The 21,778-nt window shown below is 62.4% G+C and carries 17 protein-coding genes and 1 pseudogene; 15 read left to right on the top strand and 3 right to left on the bottom strand.

The window, feature by feature from the left end:
• The first annotated feature begins 16 nt into the window (after positions 1-16).
• Positions 17-2,982 (top strand): annotated as a pseudogene (locus NQJ30_RS04760) (Tn3 family transposase).
• 435 nt (positions 2,983-3,417) lie between these two features.
• On the opposite strand, the gene NQJ30_RS04755 reads toward NQJ30_RS04760, so the two are convergent.
• A complete protein-coding gene (locus NQJ30_RS04755; protein WP_255768595.1) occupies positions 3,418-4,371 on the bottom strand; it encodes a LysR family transcriptional regulator in 954 nt (317 codons plus the stop codon).
• Between the two features lie 232 nt (positions 4,372-4,603).
• Between NQJ30_RS04755 and NQJ30_RS04750 the strand changes: the two genes are divergently transcribed.
• The 3 genes from NQJ30_RS04750 to NQJ30_RS04740 all read left to right on the top strand — a co-directional run bounded on the left by NQJ30_RS04750 (position 4,604) and on the right by NQJ30_RS04740 (position 6,848).
• Entirely contained in the window at positions 4,604-5,533 is a 930-nt protein-coding gene (locus tag NQJ30_RS04750; RefSeq protein WP_255768594.1) for a hypothetical protein, read from the top strand.
• 170 nt (positions 5,534-5,703) lie between these two features.
• Positions 5,704-6,183 (top strand): hypothetical protein, encoded by a 480-nt coding sequence (locus NQJ30_RS04745; RefSeq protein ID WP_255768593.1) that lies wholly within the window; start codon positions 5,704-5,706, stop codon positions 6,181-6,183.
• Positions 6,184-6,599: 416 nt separating this feature from the next.
• Positions 6,600-6,848, top strand: a complete 249-nt coding sequence (locus NQJ30_RS04740; protein WP_255768592.1) for a hypothetical protein — start codon at positions 6,600-6,602, stop codon at positions 6,846-6,848.
• 1,612 nt (positions 6,849-8,460) lie between these two features.
• Here the strand turns inward: NQJ30_RS04740 and NQJ30_RS04735 are convergent.
• Both NQJ30_RS04735 and NQJ30_RS04730 read right to left on the bottom strand, forming a co-directional pair.
• Positions 8,461-9,234 carry an AfsR/SARP family transcriptional regulator gene (locus tag NQJ30_RS04735; protein ID WP_255768591.1) on the bottom strand — a complete coding sequence of 258 codons (774 nt, stop codon included), beginning with the start codon at positions 9,232-9,234 and terminating at the stop codon, positions 8,461-8,463.
• Between the two features lie 80 nt (positions 9,235-9,314).
• Entirely contained in the window at positions 9,315-10,382 is a 1,068-nt protein-coding gene (locus tag NQJ30_RS04730) for a hypothetical protein (RefSeq protein ID WP_255768589.1), read from the bottom strand.
• Positions 10,383-10,529: 147 nt separating this feature from the next.
• On the opposite strand from NQJ30_RS04730, the gene NQJ30_RS04725 reads away from it, so the two are divergent.
• The 11 genes from NQJ30_RS04725 to NQJ30_RS04675 all read left to right on the top strand — a co-directional run bounded on the left by NQJ30_RS04725 (position 10,530) and on the right by NQJ30_RS04675 (position 21,704).
• On the top strand, positions 10,530-11,120 hold the full coding sequence (locus tag NQJ30_RS04725; protein WP_255768588.1) for a DUF4255 domain-containing protein: 591 nt from the start codon (positions 10,530-10,532) through the stop codon (positions 11,118-11,120).
• Positions 11,121-11,410: 290 nt separating this feature from the next.
• Complete coding sequence (locus NQJ30_RS04720) at positions 11,411-11,959, top strand: hypothetical protein (protein WP_255768587.1); 549 nt, start codon at positions 11,411-11,413, stop codon at positions 11,957-11,959.
• A gap of 14 nt (positions 11,960-11,973) precedes the next feature.
• Positions 11,974-13,866, top strand: coding sequence for a phage tail sheath family protein (locus tag NQJ30_RS04715; protein WP_255768586.1), 1,893 nt, complete (start codon positions 11,974-11,976; stop codon positions 13,864-13,866).
• Between the two features lie 13 nt (positions 13,867-13,879).
• Positions 13,880-14,335, top strand: coding sequence for a phage tail protein (locus NQJ30_RS04710; protein ID WP_255768585.1), 456 nt, complete (start codon positions 13,880-13,882; stop codon positions 14,333-14,335).
• Complete coding sequence (locus NQJ30_RS19035; protein WP_255768584.1) at positions 14,332-16,323, top strand: phage tail sheath family protein; 1,992 nt, start codon at positions 14,332-14,334, stop codon at positions 16,321-16,323. The genes NQJ30_RS04710 and NQJ30_RS19035 overlap by 4 nt, the downstream gene beginning before the upstream one ends.
• Positions 16,316-16,810: a phage tail protein gene (locus NQJ30_RS04700; RefSeq protein ID WP_255768583.1), complete on the top strand. Its 495-nt coding sequence runs from the start codon at positions 16,316-16,318 to the stop codon at positions 16,808-16,810. Before NQJ30_RS19035 ends, NQJ30_RS04700 begins: the two co-directional genes overlap by 8 nt.
• Positions 16,807-18,039 (top strand): CIS tube protein, encoded by a 1,233-nt coding sequence (locus tag NQJ30_RS04695; RefSeq protein ID WP_255768582.1) that lies wholly within the window; start codon positions 16,807-16,809, stop codon positions 18,037-18,039. Before NQJ30_RS04700 ends, NQJ30_RS04695 begins: the two co-directional genes overlap by 4 nt.
• 201 nt (positions 18,040-18,240) lie before the next feature.
• Positions 18,241-18,420: a hypothetical protein gene (locus NQJ30_RS04690; protein ID WP_255768581.1), complete on the top strand. Its 180-nt coding sequence runs from the start codon at positions 18,241-18,243 to the stop codon at positions 18,418-18,420.
• Positions 18,413-19,501 (top strand): phage late control D family protein, encoded by a 1,089-nt coding sequence (locus tag NQJ30_RS04685; protein WP_255768580.1) that lies wholly within the window; start codon positions 18,413-18,415, stop codon positions 19,499-19,501. Before NQJ30_RS04690 ends, NQJ30_RS04685 begins: the two co-directional genes overlap by 8 nt.
• Positions 19,498-20,166: a phage baseplate assembly protein V gene (locus tag NQJ30_RS04680; RefSeq protein WP_255768579.1), complete on the top strand. Its 669-nt coding sequence runs from the start codon at positions 19,498-19,500 to the stop codon at positions 20,164-20,166. Before NQJ30_RS04685 ends, NQJ30_RS04680 begins: the two co-directional genes overlap by 4 nt.
• 5 nt (positions 20,167-20,171) lie before the next feature.
• Entirely contained in the window at positions 20,172-21,704 is a 1,533-nt protein-coding gene (locus NQJ30_RS04675; protein ID WP_255768578.1) for a hypothetical protein, read from the top strand.
• Positions 21,705-21,778 lie beyond the last annotated feature (74 nt).

The raw sequence follows: 21,778 nt of genomic DNA, 5'->3' as shown, positions 1-21,778 counted from the left end.
GATAAGGACTTCTGACGTGGCTCTGCGTTCTTTGCTCACGGCTGCCGAGCGTAGCCAGATTCTGGCAATACCCACTAGAGCAGAGGACATTGCAGCCCACTACACGCTCAGCGAGGCGGATATTTCGTTGATCCGGCAACGCCGCGGGGACGCGAACAGGTTGGGCTTTGCCATCCAGCTGGGTCTGCTGCGTCACCCGGGTATCGCGCTGGCCGAAGACACCGAAGTCGCGCCTGAACTGCTTTCCTGGCTGGCTTCCCGTCTGGCCGTTTCGCCTGATGCATGGACAGACTACGGGGAACGTGAGGAAACGCGGCAGGAGCACGGAAGAGAGATTCGCGCGTATCTGGGCATGTCAGCGTTCGGAATTGCAGACTTCCGCCAGCTTGTGGAGCACGTGGGCAATGTGGCTGCGCAAACAGACAAGGGCCTGCTCCTGGTCGAAAGCGCCAGGGACTTCCTGCGGACAAGGAGGGTCGCTCTGCCTGGCGTCAGCGTCATTGAACGGGCCTGCGCACAGGCCCTGACTAAGGCGAACCGGAACATTTACGCCACCCTGGGAGGCCACCTCTCGGTAGAGCACCAAAAACACCTGGACGGGTTGCTTCTCCGTCGCCCTGAGAGTTCATCGACTCAAATCGGCTGGCTGCGGCAGGCACCGCTGCGCGCCAACGCACGGTCGATGAACGAGCACATTGACCGGCTTACTGCCTGGCGTGCCCTTGATCTCCCGTGGGCGGCGGGCCGGCTGGTTCACCGGAACAGGCTGCTGAAGCTTGCCCGGGAGGGTGCAGCGATGACCGCGGCGGATCTGGCCAGGTTCGAACCCGCACGCCGATACGCGACCCTCTTTGCCGTGGCAGTGGAAAGCATGGCAACCGTCACCGACGAAATCATCGAGCTGCACGACAGGATCATTGGCCGGCTCATCCGGACAGCGCAGAACAAACAGAACCAGGACACGCTTGCGTCCCGTTCCACAGTCACAGCCATGATGCGTATGCACTCAAGGCTCGGTGACGCCCTTTTCGCGGCCAAGGAAAACGGCGAAGACCCCTTCGCCGCGATCGAAACCGCCATCGGTTGGGAATCCCTGGCGACAAGCATCGCCCAGGCGAAGGAACTAACCCGGCCGGCCTTCGAAGATCATCTGGCCCTCGTCAGCGCGCACTTCACCACGCTGCGCCGCTATACGCCGGCGTTCCTTGGCGTCCTTGACCTCCACGCAGCCCCCGCGGCACAGGACTTGCTGGCCGCGATCAACCTCATCCGAGCCCTGAACACCAACGGCGCCAGAAGGATCCCGGAGGATGCACCCACCTCGTTCATCAGGCCACGGTGGAAGCCGCTGGTCTTCACCGACGACGGCTTCCACCGGGGCTTCTACGAGTTCTGTGCCCTCGCGGAACTGAAGAATGCCCTGCGTTCCGGGGACATGTGGGTCGCCGGATCACGTCAGTTCCGCGACTTCGATGACTACCTTGTTGCCGGCGATGACTACACCGGGATAAAGAACTCCGGGAAGCTGCCTCTGATCACCACCGACGGAAGCATCCAGTACCTCGAGGGCAGGCTTGCCCTTCTTCAGAAGCGGCTGCAGGAAGTCAACAACCTCGCCGCCCGCGACGAACTCCCCGGGGTGCTGGTCACCGAGAAAGGTGTGAAAATCACCCCTTTGGAGACGATCGTCCCCGCGCACGCGCAGCCACTGATCGACCAACAAGCGCCATGTTCCCGCGAATCCGGATCACCGACCTGCTGATGGAAGTAGATACCTGGACCGGATTCACCCGCCACTTCACCAGCCTTAAATCCGGCCAGCCGTCCAAGGACAGGCAGCTCCTGCTCACCGCCATCCTCGCTGACGGGATCAACCTGGGTCTGACGAAAATGGCCGAATCCTGCACGGGCGTCAGCTACGCCCAGCTGAACCACCACCAAGCCTCGTACATCCGGGACGAAACCTACAGCGCCGCGCTGGCGGAACTCGTGAACACCCAGCACGGCCACCCCTTTGCCGCACAATGGGGAGACGGGACCACCTCGTCCTCTGACGGGCAGCGCTTCCGGGCCGGCAGCAAAGCCGAGTCCACCGGGCACGTGAACCCCAAGTACGGTGCCGAACCCGGCCGGCTCGTCTACACGCACGTCTCGGACCAGTACTCGCCCTTCCACAGCAAACTCGTCAACGTCGGAGACCGCGACGCGACCTACGTCCTGGACGGTCTGCTCTATCACGAGTCTGAACTGCAAATCCAGGAACACTACACCGACACCGCCGGATTCACGGACCATCTCTTCGCCCTCATGCACCTGCTCGGCTACCGGTTCGCACCACGAATCCGCAACATCGGTGACACCCGCCTCTACACACCCACCAACGATCCCGGACTGTCGGCATTGGCCCCGCTGATCGGCGGGAGCATTAACACCACAACGATCGCCCTGCACTGGGACGAGATCCTCCGCCTGGCCGCGTCCATCAAAACCGGCACCGTAACCGCGTCCCTGATGATGCGCAAACTCGGCGCCTACCCCCGCCAGAACGGGCTCGCCCTCGCCCTGCGGGAACTGGGCAGACTTGAACGGACCCTCTTCCTGCTGGACTGGCTCCAGGACCCCAGCCTGCGCCGCAAAGTCACCGCAGGCCTGAACAAGGGCGAAGCCCGGAACACCCTCGCCCGGGCCGTGTTCTTCAACCGGCTCGGCGAAATCCGCGACCGATCCTTCGAGCAGCAACGCTACCGCGCCAGCGGGCTGAACCTTCTCACCGCAGCCATCGTCCTCTGGAACACGGTCTACCTGGACCGTACAGTTGCCACCCTGACCAGCAACGGCAGTGAAATCAACCCGGACCTCTTGCGGTTCCTCTCACCGCTGGGTTGGGAACACATCAACCTCACCGGCGACTACACCTGGCCCCGCGCCAACCACATCAAACCCGGCAAATACAGGCCACTACGACGCCCCGCAAAACCCTAGCGTCGGATATTTCACTTTTTCACAAGCCACCCCCACTAGCCAGGGTCTTGAACCCGTCACCCCACACACCTGAACAGGCCACCGCGGCGGCCAGGCCACAGCCCGCACACCAGCCGTCCGAGCGACGCGACCACAAGCTTTGTCAACACGTCAAAGCAAAATCGCCTCTGACGAAGGAAAACGTAGTGCCCGAGGTGGGACTCGAACTGCATTCCAGCCCCTGCAAACACTGCGCTCCCCCGGAAACATGCGGAATCCGGTACAGTCCGCCACCAGTCCGACCCGATCTGGAGCCCAGGGTGTGCACATTGTGCACACCCCAAAATTGGCCATTCTGCGCAGCCCGCAACGCCGACCATGAACTTTTCGGCAAGCAATCACATGACCAAACCACGAAACCGCAAGCAGCAGGCCAATCTAGCCAACATGGAAACTTCAGCCCGCTCGCTTCGACGACGTTTCTTCGGTGACGTACTTCGGATACGGGTACTGTCTCAGCGACGTCGCGATGACTCCCCGAAGCCAGTCCACCGGGGGCGACGCAACGTCGCGACGATAGGTGTAAAGGGTGACGCGGCCGGGTTCAAGGGTGAACGGGAGGTCGAACTGCCGGACCAGTCCGTGTGACTCAATGATGTCGGCGAGGGCTTTGGGTACGACGCTGACGTGCTCGGTAACGGCAAGAGTCTGCGCCACCACTGCAAAGCTTGGGAGAGTAACGGTGACTGAGTCACGGACGCCCAGCTCGGCCAGACGATGGACCACATGCTCGTGTCCCAGTGCACTCGAGACGACGACATGCTTTTCAGCTGCGATCTCCTCCAGTGACGGGCTGTTCGAGATGCGCGGATGTGTCGCTGCACAGACGCCTACGTAGGGCATGTCCATGAGGAGCTCTCCCAGTACGTCGCTCTCGTGGAGGGCAGGGATCCCGATCGCGGCATCAATCTCGTTGCGCCTTAGCCTCTCGTGGAGCTGCGAGATGTCCAACGGTATGACGTCAATCCGAACATTCGGCGCGGCTTCAAGGATGGCCGCGACGATGTAGGGGAACAACGCCATAAGACCGAGGTCCGTCATCATGAGGCGGAACCGGTGGGAGGTCGTCGCCGGGTCGAATTCGGAAATGCCCTGCACCGCCGAGTCAATTGTCCGGAGGGATTGGCTCAGCTCCGGGTAGAGGCCGATGGCCGTTGGCGTTGCCTCCAGACCCTTGGGCCCCCGGTGAAAGAGCGGGTCGCTGAAGAGTTTGCGCAGCTTCGACAACGCGTAGCTCACGGACGGTTGGCTGATGGCCAGAATCTCCGCGGCGTCGGTCACGCTGCGCGTCTCATAGACAAGTACGAAGACCCGCAGAAGATTCAGATCGTACTTCCCTGGTTCCTGCATAGAGCAAGGATATGGGATCGACCGTAGCCTGCATAGAATTCATCTATATTCGGATACTTACATTCTATTTGATAAATAACCTTCTGAAACCTAGCCTTGAATCAGTGGTAATTTACACCACAGAACAACCAGGCCAAGGTTCATGGTTGATCCGCTGCCCTCCCCGAGCAGACGATTCCTTTGGCCGCCCTAGCTATTAGAGGTGGCAACAATGACGTACACCGTCGACTCAATGCGAACAGCACCGGAGACCTACGCCTGGAGCCGTTTCGGACAGCCCGAATACACGGACTGGCTCGACGAGAGCCTGTCTTGGAAGGAAACCTGCTACATCGGCGACTGGTCTTTCCTGTGGCAGCACCGCTTCACCGGCCCCGACACGCTCCGGCTGTTTTCGGACATCACCGTCAACAGCTACAAGAAATTCGAAATCGGCCAGTCCAAGCACGCGATCCACACCAACAAAGACGGCAAAGTCATCCACGAAGGTGTGCTGACCCGGTTCGGCGAAGAGGACTTCGTGGTTCACGGCCGCGGTGGGTTCTGGGCCGCATTCAATCTGGAACGCGGCGACTACGACGCCAAGGTGACCCGCGAGGACTGGTTCATCTTCCAGGTGTCAGGGCCCAATGCCATCAAGGTCCTGCACGAACTGACCGATTCCCGGGAACTCATGGAAGCCAAGTACATGTACGCGGTGCCCGTCACCGTTGCCGGGCACGAGATCTTCGCGCTGCGGCAGGGCATGGCCGGCGAGGTCGGATTCGAGCTCCAGGGCCCCAAGCAAATCGCCGAGGACATCTACACCGCGGTGCTGGAGGCCGGTCAGGATCACGGCATCCGTAAGCTGGGCGGCCGGGTAGCCATGATCAACCATCTGGAGGCGTGCTTCCCCACGATCGCCACGGACTACATCCCTGCCATCTTCGACGAAGACATGGCCGACTACCTCGAATACTTCCGTGCCGCCATGCCGGCGTTTGCGCAGCCGGCCTACATCGCCGGCAGCTACAACGGCCAGGAAATCAGCGAATACTACCGCAGCCCCGTCGAGCTGGGGTGGGGCAAAGTCGTGAACACCGACCGGTTCATCCTGTGTGCCGGGCTCGGCGTCGGCGGACAGCAACCCGTGCCAGCCAGGTGCAGGCATACCCTGCCGTGAATAACGCTGCTGTAACGCTGCCCTGCCTAGACTCGGGCTTCATCAAGGGTAGGACGTCGGTTGGAGAACATCGAGGCGGGCCCATCTGGCGACGCGAAGCAGCGCGGCGGACGGCCTGCTTCACGCGACTCATCTGGCAGCCCGCCGTTCTTACGTCTCGAAGGATGGTCATGAACTACATCACTCTGCTCGCTCACATAGCGCGCATCAATCCGGCAATATGGGATGCAATTCACCCGCATGGCCCGTTGATCCGCCAAAGATATGACGCTGTCGCCCTCAACCCCCAGCCGCTCCCTCCGAAGGAGAATGGCGAGCGACTGCAGTTGGAAGCCGGATTTATGGCACGTGAACTCGTCCGACTAGCCGTAGAGGCCGACCTGCGCGGTGATGATCCTATCCGCATGGTGCGTGAAGTGATCGATGACTGGTGCGGCACGCCGTGGCCTCGCAAGTGGCCCTTCCCGTGGCCGGGACCGGGACCGGGACCAACTGATGGTCCCCAGCCTGAACCCTGGCAAATCAACGCCGGTCGGGTCGTCGGCGCCACCGTCTTCGCTTCCTATGCATCCCGGCTCGGGGAAGGACCGCTCAGGGAAGCCTTAGCTGACGGCGCTGAACGATTAGCCCAAGCCGCGGTTGGCGGGTGATCCCCCAATGTTCGCTGCGGTCCTGAGCGGGAAAGGCTTCGGCATGTGAACATCCTTGCTGCAAGGAACTAATCCTCCCAAGTCAGGAGTCAAGCAAACCCGGGGCAGTCCCAGTTCCCCGCTCGTGGACAGCCGACCTCGCGTCCGAGCGGGCACTCACCGCCCGGTTCCAAGCGGTGGCATTGCCCGTGCCCGTCAGGGCGCCGCGGCCGCGGTTCGCGCGCGATGGATCGCTGAGCATTATCGCTTGAGCCGGCGCCTTTGCCGGGGCGTCACCGAGACGCTGTTCTTCGACGGGACGGGGGCATACCACCGAGAATTCAACCTGGGGACTTTTGGCCCTGTTGCGCGGCGGGAGAGGAACGGAAACTTTTCGGTAGTTGGGTCCGACTGCCTACCATTTAGGGGTGACCAAGATGACTTGGAGCAAGGTCAGTAGCTATTCGCTCGGTTTCAACATCGTGGACAAGCAGTTCTATTTCTACTATTCACTCGAAGGCGACTCGTCGGCATACCAAATCTTCGTGAACGCCGCTGAACAGGCCGCTCTGGCGAATATGTTCCGCAATGAGGGTCCCATTTCCTTCAACAGCGAGGGACACTACTTCGTCACTGACCCCGAGAGAATTGGGGAAGGCGAGATCGTCTCCGTGTCGCCGAGCTAGACGGGCCTTCTTTGGTTGCACGTCAAGTCATGCGTGTCTGAAGTCGGCGGAAGATCTGGCGGAAAGCATCGACTTTGTGAATCCATGCCGAACCTCGGCGTGTCAGCCTGGTCCGGGACCAGCAGGGCTTCTGCTGTGGTCGTCGTCTGGAGCTGCGACCGAGGTTGGGGCGGCCTATCGGCTCAATTCCGAGATCGGGCCTGGCGACGACGAATTCGGCTTGGTCGACGCCGTCGTGAGAGCACACGCGGACACCTCGATTACAGTGCCGCCGGCGCCGAGCTCCGTCTTGGGCCGGAGCGGTCTGCGCCGTCCGATGGGCTTTAGCTGAGCGTAGGCTCGGGAAGGCTCACCGTCACGCAGCGTCTCGACGGGAGCGCCCCACCCAGGCCACCGGTTCACTGTCCAGGCGAGCGCCGACGACGGGTGGACGTGGCCGACGGTGGCTGTGGGGCTCATCGAGCCCCACGTCGACCTTTTTGGCGAGGCCTATGTGCCCGGGGAAGGAATCGCTCGTGAAGGTCATCTCAACGAATGGCTCACGACAACGGAGACCTTGGGCTAGAAGGGTCTGACCGGCAGGGGAACAGTGGCGGGGCTGTCCTTTGCGGCTACGCCCTCCACTGCCCCCTATGGAAGGATTGGCTTGGAAAGGCCGCGATTGGCTACGACCCCGGACTGAGCTTTCCCAAAATGAACATAGGGACAGGAAACGGCACCTGACGACCTCCACGGAAAATGTTTTCCCCGGAGCCGCCCGCCCCTTGGCGCGTTGGCCGAGGCCTTCCCTGGGTGTCGTATACCAGCCATTTGCAGGGCCGGTACGGAACACTGGGTGACATCGGGAGGGCAACCGCGCTCACACCACCGCCTCCACGGTGGAGATCGACCACGTGGCGCGTGGCCTTCTAGAACGGCCTTGGGAACACCCGCACCCTGAAGAACGCCCAGACGTCCCCTCTCAAAAGGCTGCGTCCCTGCACGTCGACAGCACAGAGACTAACCGTTTACCCGCGTCTAATCAGGGGTGGTTGAGAAATTTGACGGTCACGCATGGATCGCTCGGCCCGGTTGTGCCGTTGGAAGGTGTCGGGGAAAACTGTTAGTCACAGTCGGCCGCGTGCCGATGCGGCGGTCGTGCTGACGGAGAGCCTTTTCAGGACCGTTCTCAGCCGAGTGAATCAAGGGTGCTCCGGAAGCAGGAACTGTCCCGAAAACCTTCTCACCGGTTCGGGCACGCACTCGTTGCTAAGTCTCCCTGCGCTCGGATTTAGAGGGAATGACAAAGTTTGCCTTGCCAAGTCGATGGCCCACTACATGTCCTATGTGCGTTCCGAGGACACCTACGACAGAGGTAATTAGCGCCAACATGGTATCCGGCGACGGTTTGGGTTCAGCTGTCACGAACACAACTAGGCCGACTGTCAATGCTAAAGCTGCCACGCCAACCAAGGCTGCAGTTAGTTTCCCTGTCCCTTCCGGCTCTTTGGCCATTCCTTGCGCGCCTCTCCCTGACCGCCCCGCTGCTCGACCTGTTGATCGGACCTCACTCCACGAGTTCGGCGCCGTCCTCGAATTCACTCTGGCACAATCTGCCGTCGATAGTATCGACTCAACGACCACCTACGACCGTAAACAGTGGGTCGGGAGCTTCCGTCCGTTCAACAAGACCCTTTATTTTGGAGCTAGGTTTCACGCCGAGTTCACGCGCCACAAGCCGTTCATATGCGTGATAGGTTCGGCGTGCCTCGACAATGTTTCCCTCCGCCAGGTGGACTTCCATCAAGGCCCTTTGGGCGCTCTCGCGCAAGGGATCTATGTCCACGGCGTTTATGGCGACCTCAACGGCTTCAGCAAGGCGATTCAGCCGAATCAGCTGGCAACACAGTGCTTCGAGACCGTGCAACATCCGCTGGCGCAACCTTTCCCGCTCAAAAACAACCCAGTCGTCATACCACCCTGGAAGGAGGTCGAGGGCCTCCATGCTCAATGGGGGTATCTGCAAATCAGATGCAATCGCGGTTCCGGCGATGATCCGCCCGGCCCAGTCTCGCAATGAATGGATATCGAGTCCTGTGTCTTTCTTCAGACCGATTAGTATCTTGTCCACGTCAAGAACCTCGATGCCTGCTCCGCGGAGTCGCCAGAGTGCCGACCTCAAGTTGCCGGACGCACGTTCATCACAAACGTATGGCCACAGCGTTCCAGCCGCGAAGCGGCGGTCTACGCTCCCTTCGTGGAGTGCCACAAAAACCAGGAGCCTCTTGCTACCTTCCGGCACCATGATCCGTCGCTCTGACTGAATTACATAGGGCCCGCCCAACAGGCAAACAGAATTCCCTTCGTGGGTGGACGATTCCCATTTTTTGCTGGTATCAGCCGACATCTTTCCTCCTCGAACGAAAACACGGACGAACGAGAGGCTAGCGGTGACGACGTTACAACACCGTCACCAATTCGTTTCGGTCATGCCAAAGAGGACTCTCCGTCGTTGCTTCCAGATACTTCGTCTACAGCACCATTCCCGTCGCCACTCCTTCTGCCGCACCCGCAGTCACGCCCGTTGTGGTCATACCCGTCGTGGTCATGCCCGTCGTGGTCATGCCCGTCGTGGTCATGCTTGGTGTGTCGATCCCACTCCCCTTGACGATGGTCTTTCGCCCAGTTCTTGTCATAGATGACCAGTATTTCCTCGACCGTCTTGGTCTCTAGTCGAATACAGCGGTCCCTGCCGGCCTCCAGCTTGCACTCCAGGACAGCTCTCGCCCCCGTAAGCTCCGACACCGCTTTGCATCCGTTAGTCCAGCAGTTGAGTGTGGAGCACAGGCAGTCCACGAAATCGCCGATGTCGTCGAACCCGTTCCAAACTCGCCTCACTTCCCGGTCAGCCACCAGTGCCTTTGCGTAGACGGTTTTCAGATCGGTAGTCGCCGGGTCTGCCATGAGTGCGGCGCTGATCCCGTCAATGTCGGCCTTGCGTGCTGCGACGCGAACTTCGAGAGCGGCAGGCTCGCCGACCAGCCGAGTAAAGCAAGCTTGAGCGGCATCCGTCCACTGCTGGTATTTGCTGATCCGCTTGACCAACTCTTCATCCAATTTATCTTGAGTAACACCGCTTACGTCAGTGTCGAACTGGCATTCGTCTTCTCTGCAGCAGCAACCATCCCCCTTCTGGCATGCATCGAGTTCCTCGACGACCTGCAGGAACGCTTTGTCGATGCACCGCACGACCTTTTCCTGTTCGATCTTGCACCGCAGTCGTTCCGTTAGCTGCTTGACTTGATGTCTCAGGTCCTGGACCTTCAGCTGCGAATCGTGTCTTTTCTGCCGGTAGTCCTGCCGCGCTTGTTCGTAATCGGCTTTGGCCTTGACCAACAAGTCTTTGAACTGAGCGTTATATTCAGCCTGTTTCGCAATGCCCCGCATGCGGCACTGTACGTCATCAATCTGTTGTGGATCGCAGGCCGGGTCATCTTTGGGTGCGGATTTGCCGTTGCGCTCGTCCTCGCGCCCTACGTCATTCTCAGTGTCCATCAGCGTTCCTTCCGTGAGCGCGCTGGTAATTCTCACCAGCAGCACCCCCAGCCTTCTATGGCGCTGTCACCGCGTGGTCACGGCTTCTTTTTCACGTCGAGAGGCGGTGAGACGGCCTGGTGACGCAAGGCATCCAGAATGGGCAGCATGGCTGGATACCAGGCCCTCGCTGCCGCCGGATTGAGCATTGTCGCACTACTCAATCGACGGTTTCGCGCGGTCCCGGCGGCCGCACAACTTAACGCCTTCCTGGCCAGCACCAATGAGCTCAAGACGATGAGGAACAATCAGGGCCTGTTGATCCAACAGCCTGCCATCGCTCTCTACTGCTACCGCGTCAGTGTAGATAGTGAAACCAGACCCGGATGGTCCAGCGTGGCAAGCATCGACGGAATACCCCGCATTCCGCTGCGAATGCACTTCCTCATCGCCGCATGGGCGCCGAACGCGTGGGACGAGTTGCGATTTCTGGGGCTCGCGGCACAAACACTGGAATGCGACAGCATCTTGACCGGTCCGCTACTTGACCCCGTCGGGGAGTGGGGAGCCGGCGACGCGGTGCAGATCGTTCCGGACGATCTGGCGCTGGTTTCAATGAGTGAGGCGTTTCAGGCACTGAGCACCGACTTCAGGCTGACGCTGCCATATATTGCGCGGGTCATCTGCATAGAAGGCCGGCTGGAGCCGGGTCGGGAACCGGTGTCCACCGTTGCCACGCGAACTGAGGCGGGCATCTGATGACCGTTGAGACAGCTATCGGCACGGCCAGGATCGTGCATCAACTGGCCCTGGGAGTTGTGTGTCTGGATCAAGTCAGCGGCGCTCCCGTCCGCACTCCGATACGCATAGGCAGGCAGGTGCCGGCTAGTCACCTTCGCAACAGAAACCCGGACCCGAGCTGGCCCTGCAGCGATCTCGAGGACTCCGGGACGGGCCGCTTCAAGCTTCGATACGGATCCTCGGTTCCCGGTCTGCTCGTGGTTCGCGTGGATGATCCGGCCCGAAGGTACGTGCCTCGCAGGTTCTCCGTGCATCTGTGGCCGCCTGCGGCGGTCAGCGCCACCGCACAGGGTCCGTACGTTCCGGTCTCATCCCGTCTGCTGCGGGTGTGGCTCTCGCCAGGGTCGGCGTACGTGTTTCCGCGAGGCACCACTCTGGTCCGCGGCCGGGTAGCCGAGAGGGGCATCCCGGTCCGTTGGGCCCGAATCACCGCCATCGGGCCCAACGGCAGGGTCGCCGGGCGGGCCCACGCGGATGACCGTGGCGAGTTCCTGCTAGTCGTAACCGATCCGGACCAGAATCCGCTTCAGGACACCGTGGACCTGGACCTGGTGGCTTCTGCCCCGGGCGAGCTGAATCTCGTGGATACCCGGGACCGCTGCGCTGACCTGGCCATTGAGACAGTCATACGGTCATCGGTGCCGCCGACTTCGCAAGACCTGGACAATGCTATTCTCCGCGGCGTCAGCCCGCCGCCGCGCTACGTGTCCTCGCTTGTACCCCTGCGACTCAAGAAAGTCCCTATCGGCGCCGAACTCACCCTTCGCAACGACGTTCCCTTCAAACCTCAAGTGTGACCTAGGAGGTCCACATGCCTGAATACCTGACCCCTGGTGTCTACCTCGAGGAAACCAGTTTTCGGTCCAAGTCAATCGAGGGCGTCTCCACCTCCACTTTCGGGATGGCCGGGCTCACTAAATACGGACCGGTCCCCTATGTTGTCGGCCGGGTAGGTGCGGATTCGGTTATTATGACGCCGAAACCCACGCTTGTATCAAGTTTCACCGAATTCGAGCGGGCCTTCGGCGGCCTCGACACCGTTGGGCCCGACGAGAAGGTAAACTATCTCGCCTACGCCGCCCGGGCGTTCTTCGGAAATGGCGGGCGGCGACTGTATGTGGCCAGAGTTTTTAATTTCAGCGGTGCTGTTGACCTGAACGTGCACTTTGCCAGTCTGCCAGTGCCGGTTGCAGGACCGCCTGTGGCAACCTGGCGGGCACGCTGGCCAGGCGAAGCTGGCAGGAAGTTCAGCGTGGAAGTCAGCCTGCAGCGCAGCAAGAACATCCTGGTCCAACAACCCGGGCCGGTCCCGGGCGTGATCATCGGAAAACTGCAGGGAGTCACACCCGAGGCACTTGTCGAAACTTTCGCTAAGCCCGAGGATATTCCGACTAAACCTGATCCGGCGACACGAAAGCCTCGCCTTCCAGTGCCTGCCGCGGTCAAGATCGTCCGTAGGGACGCGGCCGGAGCCCTCGGCTTCTACGACCCGGCTACCAACTCGGTAACCCCCGCCCCGTCAGACGGAAGCGCAGCCAGTCACCTGACAGTCACCGTCACCGTGACCTGGGGAAGCCGGGTGGACGTTTACCCGGGGCTCGAAGTGGGCGCAGACCACCCGCGCTCAATCTCCAAGGTTCTGCAGGCGTTCGACCCTGTCGATGAATTCAGCCTCGTCTGGTTGGACACATCCAACCCCCCACCGGCCGGATCCGACCTGCTGACGGCGCTCCTGTCGCTGGGTGGTAAGACATTTCTGAGCGGAGGAAATGAAGGCGCTAGCCTCGACGCCGCAACCATCGCTGGCGAAGTGGCAGACCCCGACGATGTGACAAAGTCAGCCTCCGGCCTCGAGGCGCTCGCTGAGATCGATGACATAGCCATCGTCTCGTCCCCGAACGCTGTCAGTCTGGACGCGGCACAACATAAGACTGCAACTGACAACCTGATCCAACACTGCGAGGCCCGCGGCGCTTACAGGATCGGAATCATTGATCCCCCAGCCGACCTATCCATTTCGGACGTCCGCAGCTTCCGCTCCCAGTTCGACAGTACATACGCGGCGCTCTACTACCCTTGGGTGAAAATCGTCGATCCCACGGCCAAAGTTGACCCCACAGCGGGTACGACTCTGCTCGACCTGCCGCCGTCCGGCTTCACCGCAGGCATTTACGCCCGCAATGACATCCAACGCGGCGTTCACAAGGCACCGGCCAACGAGGTAGTTCTCGGGATGACACGCTTTGTCCAGAACGTCACCTATGACCGGCAATCGGTTCTGAATCCGGAGGGAATCAACGCCCTGCGGTTCTTCGAGGGCCGGGCCAACCGAGTGTGGGGCGCCCGGACTGTCAGCTCGGACCCGGAATGGAAGTACGTCAACGTGCGCCGGCTGTTCATCTATCTGGAGCACTCCATCGATAAGTCCACCCAGTGGGCAGTGTTCGAGCCCAACAACGAGCGGCTCTGGGCGTCGATCCGCCAGTCCATCGAGGACTTCCTCCTCACGGCCTGGCGAACCGGGGCGCTGATGGGCACCAAACCGGAAGAAGCGTTCTTTGTGCGCTGTGACCGGACCACTATGACGCAGAATGATTTGGACAACGGCCGACTCATCTGCCTTATCGGAGTGGCCCCAACCTATCCGGCGGAATTCGTGATCTTCCGCATCGGTCAGTGGACCGCTGACGCGCAGCAAGGCTGAGGTGTAGTGAATCATGGCAACCCGAGACAACCCTTACGGCGCCTTCAACTTCATGGTCAAGCTTGGTGATGCTGGCGGCGAGGAACTCATCGCCGGCGGCTTCTCCGACGTCAGCGGCCTGGGCAATGAAATTAAGTTCTCCGAGTACCGCAATGGCAATGACCGCGACAACCACGTCCGCAAAGTGCCCAACATCAACAGCACCGACGACGTGACGCTCAAGCGGGGAGTCATCGGCGATCTACGCCTGTTCATCTGGCTACAGAACACCAGCCGCGGCGATATTCAACCTCGCACCGTGACCATCACGCTATTGGATGAGCGGCGGAGCGCCGTCTGTAGCTGGATTCTGCGACAGGCCCAGCCGAAGAAATGGGTTGGCCCCACCCTGACAGGCAAGGGAGGCGGTGAAGTAGCAATGGAGGAACTGCACCTGGTCGCCGAAAGCATTGACTACCAGTCCACGTGACCGCCGGCCTGCAGCTGGGTCGCCCTGGCATCTACCGCCACGCCATGCGTCCGGACGAACCCGCCGCCTTAGATGCGGTGCGGCTGGATGAAACAGGTTTTGTGGGTGTTGCCCTCCGAGGGCCGGTCCACACTCCGGTCCTGGTCACTAGCTGGTCGGGCTATGTGCGCAGCTTTGGCGGCTTTGAACGTCCGAGGGGCGCTCCTAACCGTCTTCTGCCGTACGCGGTACAGGCTTTTTTCGCCCAAGGCGGGGAACGCGCCTGGATCCTGCGCGTGGCTCCGCCCAATGCGCCGCACTCCAGCGCTGACGATGCCACCGCGCAGTTCCGCGTTGGTTCCGTAGACGACGGCGGCCCAGCCCTTGCCGCAGCCAACGAGGGAACTTGGGGCAATGGGTTGCAAATTCGGCTCGGCTATGAGGTGCTGCAATCCTTCGTTAGCACTCTGGACGACGACGGCGGCATCCGGCTACCCGCCGGGGCTGCCTTGGCGCCTTGGACGCTCGTGCGCCTACGCCCGCTGGCCCCCACCGCACCGCCGCTGCTGAACTGGGTGACGGGTGAACGCCGCACCGACCCGCGCATGTCCGGGCGTTCCGCCGTCTTCGAATCGCCGCCGAATGAACCGGCCGCCAAGTCTTTCGGGGTGGACGTTGTTACGGCGGTAATCGAAGTCAGTGAGGCGGGAGCGGCACCCGGCTCCGCCGAACGACTGACCGGGCTGGGGCTGCGACCTGGCCATCCGCGATTTTTACCAAAGGTGCTGGACATTGAGTCAACGCTCTTGCGCTCCGCTGGTGACTGGACCCAGCAATCGCTGACACCGGAACCGCTGCTCGCGGACGCCCGCATCAAGCGCGTACAGGACGGAGCCGATCGCAGCCCGGAAATCGGCTACAACAGCTTCTTCGACGATGGTCCGGCAGACCAGGACCCCTTGGATGAAGAACACCACCGCGGTGTGGACGCCATGGGCAGGGAATCCCGGATCGGGCTGCTCTGCGTGCCGGACCTGACTTGGCGTTCCTTCCACAGCCCGTCCGAACCCGAACCATTGCCAGCCCCGGAATCGCAGGACCGTAGTAACTGCTGTGATTCCTGCAGCAGTTTCCTGCCTGAGGCTGTGGAACCGATCTACGCGCCCAGTGGGGATGCTGCCCCGGGGCTGGACGCCCGGAGTCCCGCGGATCTCGCGGAAATACTGGCGCGCCAGCGGAGGCTGGTGGAAGTAGCCGAGCTGCGGCACCGGTTCGTGGCACTGTTGGATGTGCCGGAAGGCATGTCACGTCGCCAGATCCTGGACTGGCGGGCTTGTTTCCAGACCAGTTACGCGGCAGCCTATTACCCGTGGCTGGGGGTTCCGCGTGCCGACGGCACGCGGACCTCACTTGTCCAGGTGCCGCCGTCATCATTCGCCGCAGGCATCACGGCGGACCGCGAGCGCAGGCTCGGCCTGTCCTGGGGTCCGGCGAATGCCGTCGCTGCCGGAGCGGTGCTGGCGGCCGAGACCGTCACAGATGCCACGCATGACGAACTGCATCTGCGGGGCATCAACGTCTACCGGCAGGAACGGGACGGCTTCCGGCTCTCCGCGGCCCGCACTCTGTCCACCGAACCTGAATACATCCAGCTGAGCGTCCGTCGCCTGATGACCATGCTGGCTCTGACGCTGGAAAGCCAATCTCAGTGGCTGGTGTTCGAACCCAACACTGCGCAGCTGCGCGACTCGCTGCAGCGGATGGTGACCGAATTCCTCCGCGTCCAGCACCGCCTGGGTGCGTTCGCGGGCAAAACGGAGGCGGAGTCCTTCTTCGTCCGGTGCGACGACGGCCTGAACGCACCGCAGTCTCTGGGACTGGGCCGGTTGGTCGCCGAAATAGGAGTGGCCCCCGCCTCGCCGTTGGAGTATCTGGTGTTGCGTATTTCCCAAGACGTCGACGGCGCCCTGCAGGCCTCGGAAACAGGACAGGAAAGCCTCCGTGGATGACGAATTGCTTCAAACATTCAGGTTCCGGGTCACTCTGACACCGAGCGTCCCCGGTCCGCGCGGGGAGCCGATCTGCGTGGACGGGGCCTTCTCCGAATGCAGCGGCCTACAGCTTGAGGCCGACGTGCGGGAGTACCTGGAAGGCGGCCGCAACGACGGCGTCGTCCGCCGGGTGGGGCGCGTCAAGCTCACCCCGGTGGTCCTGAAGCGAGGCATGTTCATCAGCGGCCGCGGCGAAGTGGATGCGCAGCTGTGGAACTGGCTGACCTCGATGGTCAGCGGGGCACTGCCGGTCGCCCGGTACGACGGCGAAATCCGCGTCGATGACGCCTCCGGGGGCCGTCCGCTGGCTCGTTGGATCTTCTCCCGAGGCCTACCGATGAAGGTCTCAGGGCCAACACTGAACGCGAAGACCGGAGAGATCGCCGTAGAGGAAGTCACTATTGCCCATGAGGGCCTGCGGCTGGGAAAGGAGCTGACACAGTGAGCGAAACCCTGGAGAAAGCGAAGCTGGTCCGGCTCGTGAAAACCCCCGGCAAGGGAGCAAAAGCGCGGGCCACCGTTGCCCCAGCCGAGAACGGCACCTTCGACGTCCAGTTCAATCCGACATCCCTGAAAATTTCGCGGCAAAACAATGTGGACAAGGGCGGCTCTACCACCCGTACGCAAGCGCGGCAAAACCCCTCAGCGCAGTCAGCGACCCTGAGTTTCGATCTGGAGTACGACACAGCGGAAGGCGACGCCTCCGGACAACCTGCCGATGTCCGGGACCAGACCGCGAAGGTGCGCCAATTCGTTGAACCTGATAAGGACCACGCGGCGGACGCGCCCCCGCCCGTCCGGTTCGTCTGGGGCACCTTCCACTTCAGCGGCATCGTAACCCAGCTCACCGAGGACCTTGACTACTTCTCGCCCGCGGGACGGCCGCTGCGCGCCAAACTCGCGATCACCATCACCGAACAGGATCCGGCCTGGGAAGCCAACGCCACGGGGCCGGGGGCGCAGGACGCCAAGGCTGCAATCAGACCGGGCGAAGCCGGAGTCCGGACAGGGCTGGGGGCCGCACCTGCCCCCCGACCGGACAGCACCGCCACAGCCCAAGGCGGAGAAAGCGTGCAGCAGCTACTCGCCCGGGTGGGCGCGGATCCGGCTACGTGGCGGGCTGCCATGGCCGGTCTGAACGGCCCTCTCGCGTTGACCGCCGGCACGCAGGTCCAGCTCAGCGCAGGCCTGAGCGCGGAAGCCGGAATGGGCATGTCCGCAGGCTTTGCCGCCGGAAGCCAACTTGGAACTGCCGCGTTGCTCGGCACTGTCCTGGGCATCACTTCTGGCGCCGGTCTCGAAACCGGGACCGATGCCAGTGGCGGCGTCAGGATCAACGCTGGTGCGGCGATCAATGCCGGGGCGGGCGTCACTGCAGAAATGGCGGCGGGATTCGCGCTGGCGGCCGGCGGCGGCGTTTGTGCATCGGTGAACACGATGCTGTCTGCCCGCGCCGAGCTGCAGATCGGAACGGCCCGGGCGGCCTTCGACGTTCCGGCAACCCGAACCACAGCCCTGGCCGGGTCATCCGCCGGCGCTTCCCGGATGGCGCACAATTCGGTGAACGCTGCGGCGCCGTTGGACCCACGGACGCAGAGTTTCGGCATGGCCATTCCTCTAAGACCACGCCCCGGAATCCTCGCTTCTGGGGGAGCCCCAAATACGCCTACGTAATCTTCGCCTGGCACGTCAGACCGGAACGTCCTTCCAGCGGACGTTTGGTGGCTGCGATCGACGCCGTGTGTTCGACGCCGTTACTGGCAATGGAATCACCAGCGACGGCAGCGTGACGCAGCCCAGCCAACATAGAAGGGTCACAAGCGAACAAACAAATTGCGAACAGACAACTGATCGAAAGCGGGAGGTGGGTCACCAATGGGCGTACATGTGGGCGAAATCCACACGGACGTGGCGCCTGCCGCGAGCGCAGCGGGCAGCGCTTCGCAAGCCAGGCTACCCGAACCGCTGGGCGCCGCCCAGGAGCGCTGGGGCGAATTCTGCCGCACAGCGGAAGACCTCGTCCGGCGGACTGCCTGCGAGGGCTTCGATGACTGACCCGCTCCTGGCCGCCGTCTCCCCCGTCTTCACAGTCAATGGCGAACTCATTCCGAGCCTGGCCCGTGACTGTGTCCGTCTGGAGGTGGCGGAGGGCTCTGAGGGCCTGCGCACCCTGCAGGCGACCTTCGTCGCCGTCGGGCCCGGTGCCTCCGGGCCGCCGGCCAGGATGCTCTACCTGGACGGCAGCGCCTTGGACTTCGGCAAGTCAGTCGACGTCGCCCTCGGCCCCCCAGGAACCCAACGCACCGTCTTCGAGGGGACCATCTCCGGAATTGAGGCGGTCTTTCTGGACAGTGAACCCCCGCGCGTCGTGGTGTACGCGGAAGATGCGCTGATGAGGCTGCGAATGACCCGCCGCATGCGCACATACCAGAACGTCACGGACGCGGACCTTGCTCATCGGATCGCCGCCGAGCACGGCCTGCAGACGGACATCGCCGCTGATGGCCCCCGGTACGACGTCGTCCAGCAGGTCAACCAAAGCGACCTTGCCTTTCTGCGCGAACGCGCTCGGCTGCTGCAGGCCGAAGTCTGGTGCACCGGAAGGAAACTGCATTTCACCTCCCGGCCGCAGCGCCGCGGCACTGCGCTGACGCTGGTGCAAGGCAACCAGCTGCTCTCGGTGAAGCTGCGCGCCGACCTCGCCCACCAGCGCAGCGAAGTCGTAGTCACGGGCTATGACGCCTCCACCAGATCCGTTATTGAAGAACATGCCGGCGTCGACATCGTCGAAGGCGAAGCCATGAGCGGACTCAGCGGCCCGCGGGTCCTCGAAAAAGCGCTCGGAGCCAGCGTCTCCCTCCGGGTTCGCGAAGCTGCCCTCACCTCGTCGGAAGCCAAGGCGTGGGCGGACGCGGAAATGCTGCGCCGAGGGCGCGGCTTTGTCACCGCCGTTGGCACCACACGCGGCACGCCGGACATGGTGGTGGGCAGCAACCTGGCTCTTCAGTCCGTGGGCTCTCCCTTCGCCGGCCCCGGCTACTACGTGACCCGTGTGCGTCACGTCTTCGAGCACGAACACGGACTCCGGACCGGGTTCGAGGCCGAGCGCTCAACCATAAACGAAGCCTTCCAATGACTCTGACCCATCCCATGGACGGAGGGACCCCCGGCTACTTCGGGGTGTATCCGGCGTTGGTCACCGACATCGTGGACACCGAAAAGCTCGGGCGAATTGAAATCCGGTTTCCCACGCTGGGAACCACCGGGGACCGGGACGTGCGCGCGTGGGCCACGCTCTGCACACCTTACGCGGACAAAGACCAGGGCCTGGCCATCCTGCCCGAAGTCGGCAGCGAAGTGGTGGCCGCCTTCGAAGCGGGCAATTGGCGCCGCCCCTATATTGTCGGCTGCGCCTGGAACGGCCAGGCCGCGCTGCCGCATGCCCCGGAATCCGCCAACAACATCCGCATGCTGCGATCCCGGGGGGACAGCAGGCTTGAGTTCGACGATACTGCCGGCGCCCTGAAGCTGAGCATCACCATGAGCGCCGGCCACAGAGTGGTCCTCAACGATGCCACCAAGGAGATCACCATCCAGCACCAGAACGGGTGCTCCGTCCGCATAACTGCAGCTGGCGCCATTGAAATCCAGGCCAACTCCCAGGTCAGCGTCACCGCGCCGACGATGAACGTCCACTCCGCCGTCGCGACCTTCGACGGCGTCGTCAAGTGCACCACCCTGCAGGCTAGCGTGCTGGTCAGCTCGCCTGCGTACACTCCCGGTGTCGGGAATCTCTGGTGACCGCCATGGACACTGGATTCCAGTTGCGGGCCCCGTGGTACGTTCGCGAACGCGATCACCTCTCCCTCCAGAACGCGAAAGCGCGCCGCCCCAGCATCCAGATGTACGACGATTCGACCTTCGTGGAGCGACTGCTGAAGGACCCGCGGGACTCGCTGAAGACCGGCGCAGACGACCAATGGAGCTACCCCGTTCCGGTGGCCCTGTCCTCCGGCGTCAAAGGGCGCGAACGGTTCGCCACCAGCACGCTGCTCACCACGGGCTTGCGCAAGCTATACCAGCCCGGCCACGATCGTTTCTATGCCCTGGTGGTGGAGGTCTTCTGCGACCAGTCGGGCCTGCCCCGCGCCGGCTCCCACGAGGACCTCGAGGTCCGCTTCGTCATGCGGCGCCGGTTCACTTCAGTCACTGGCAACAAACGGCCCGTCCGGCAGTTAGCCCGAAACGTGCTGGTGGACCTGGCCAAGACGCAGCACCGCACGGTGGTCACGAAAGGTCTGCCCCGGGACTTGCCGGACGTCTTTTGGGCGGACGACGCTGCCCGCCTCCGGTTCGAGGAGGACAATGCCAAACTGCTGAACGAAGTCCGCTTTCACGCCGATAACCAAGCGTGGATCACCGGCCCGGGCGGAAGCGGCTGGCGCACCGTTGGCCCGTTGGGCAAGGACGAAAAGGAAGAGGACTTCCCAATGTGGCGCCTTCCTCCCGCCGAGGTGGGCGACTGCGAAGCGGCCCACACGCGCTCCCTGTGGTTCGGCGTTATCCCCACGTTCTCGCCCACGCATTGGGTCGACTCGACCAAGAAGACTTTGCCCAAGCTGGACGAGCACGCGGTCTACGAACTCCTCTGTTTTGTGCGGCAGAAACAGGACGCCGCCCGGAAGTGCCCGACGGAAGCATCCTGGGGTGAGGCCACTGAACCCTTCCGACTTGCTGCCCCATACGATCCCGACGGCACCAAGAACCACACGACGTCGGTCACACTGCCCGACTTCCGACGGCTCGCCGCCCGCGCGGGTTCGCCACAAGGGCAAGGCGGGATGCGGGTCACGACGCCCCCCGGTTCCGCACTCCCACCTCCTTCTCTGAAGGATGTTACCGACGGCAAAAGGCAGGATGTCGGACCCGGCGGCAGCGTCTGCACCTTCGCCATCGAACTTTTCTTCATCGTTGCGTTCTTCCTGTTCATGCTCTTTTTGCCGATCGTCGTTTTCATCTTCCAGCTTTGGTGGATGCTCGCCCTGCGGTTCTGCTTCCCGCCGTCCGCGTCGTTCGGAATCCTGACTGACTTCTTCCTCGCCGGAAACAGCCTGCCGGACCTTGCCAAGCCGGCCAACAAGGCGACCAAAGACAGAGTCAACAAGCTGCTGGGTTCGCCCGAGGGGGTCGACCTGCTGATCAAGGATCCGAAATTTGCCGCCAAGCCAGAACTGTTCGAAGAGCTAATAGCCGGCATGGATCCGGCCAAGAACACTGTCACTCCTGCCCCGCCCGTTTCAGAGGAAAAGCCGGACGATCCAATGTGCGGGCAGTCATGATCGCACGAGTTGGCATGCACAAAGTTGAGGGAGTCCAGGCGGCTCCGCCCCGACCCGGGCTGCACAGCGAATCT

The organism is Pseudarthrobacter sulfonivorans (genome assembly GCF_024391045.1).
Lineage (GTDB): Bacteria > Actinomycetota > Actinomycetes > Actinomycetales > Micrococcaceae > Arthrobacter > Arthrobacter sulfonivorans_B.
Note: the sequence above shows the minus strand (reverse complement) of the source record. Positions and strands in the feature narration are given on the sequence as shown.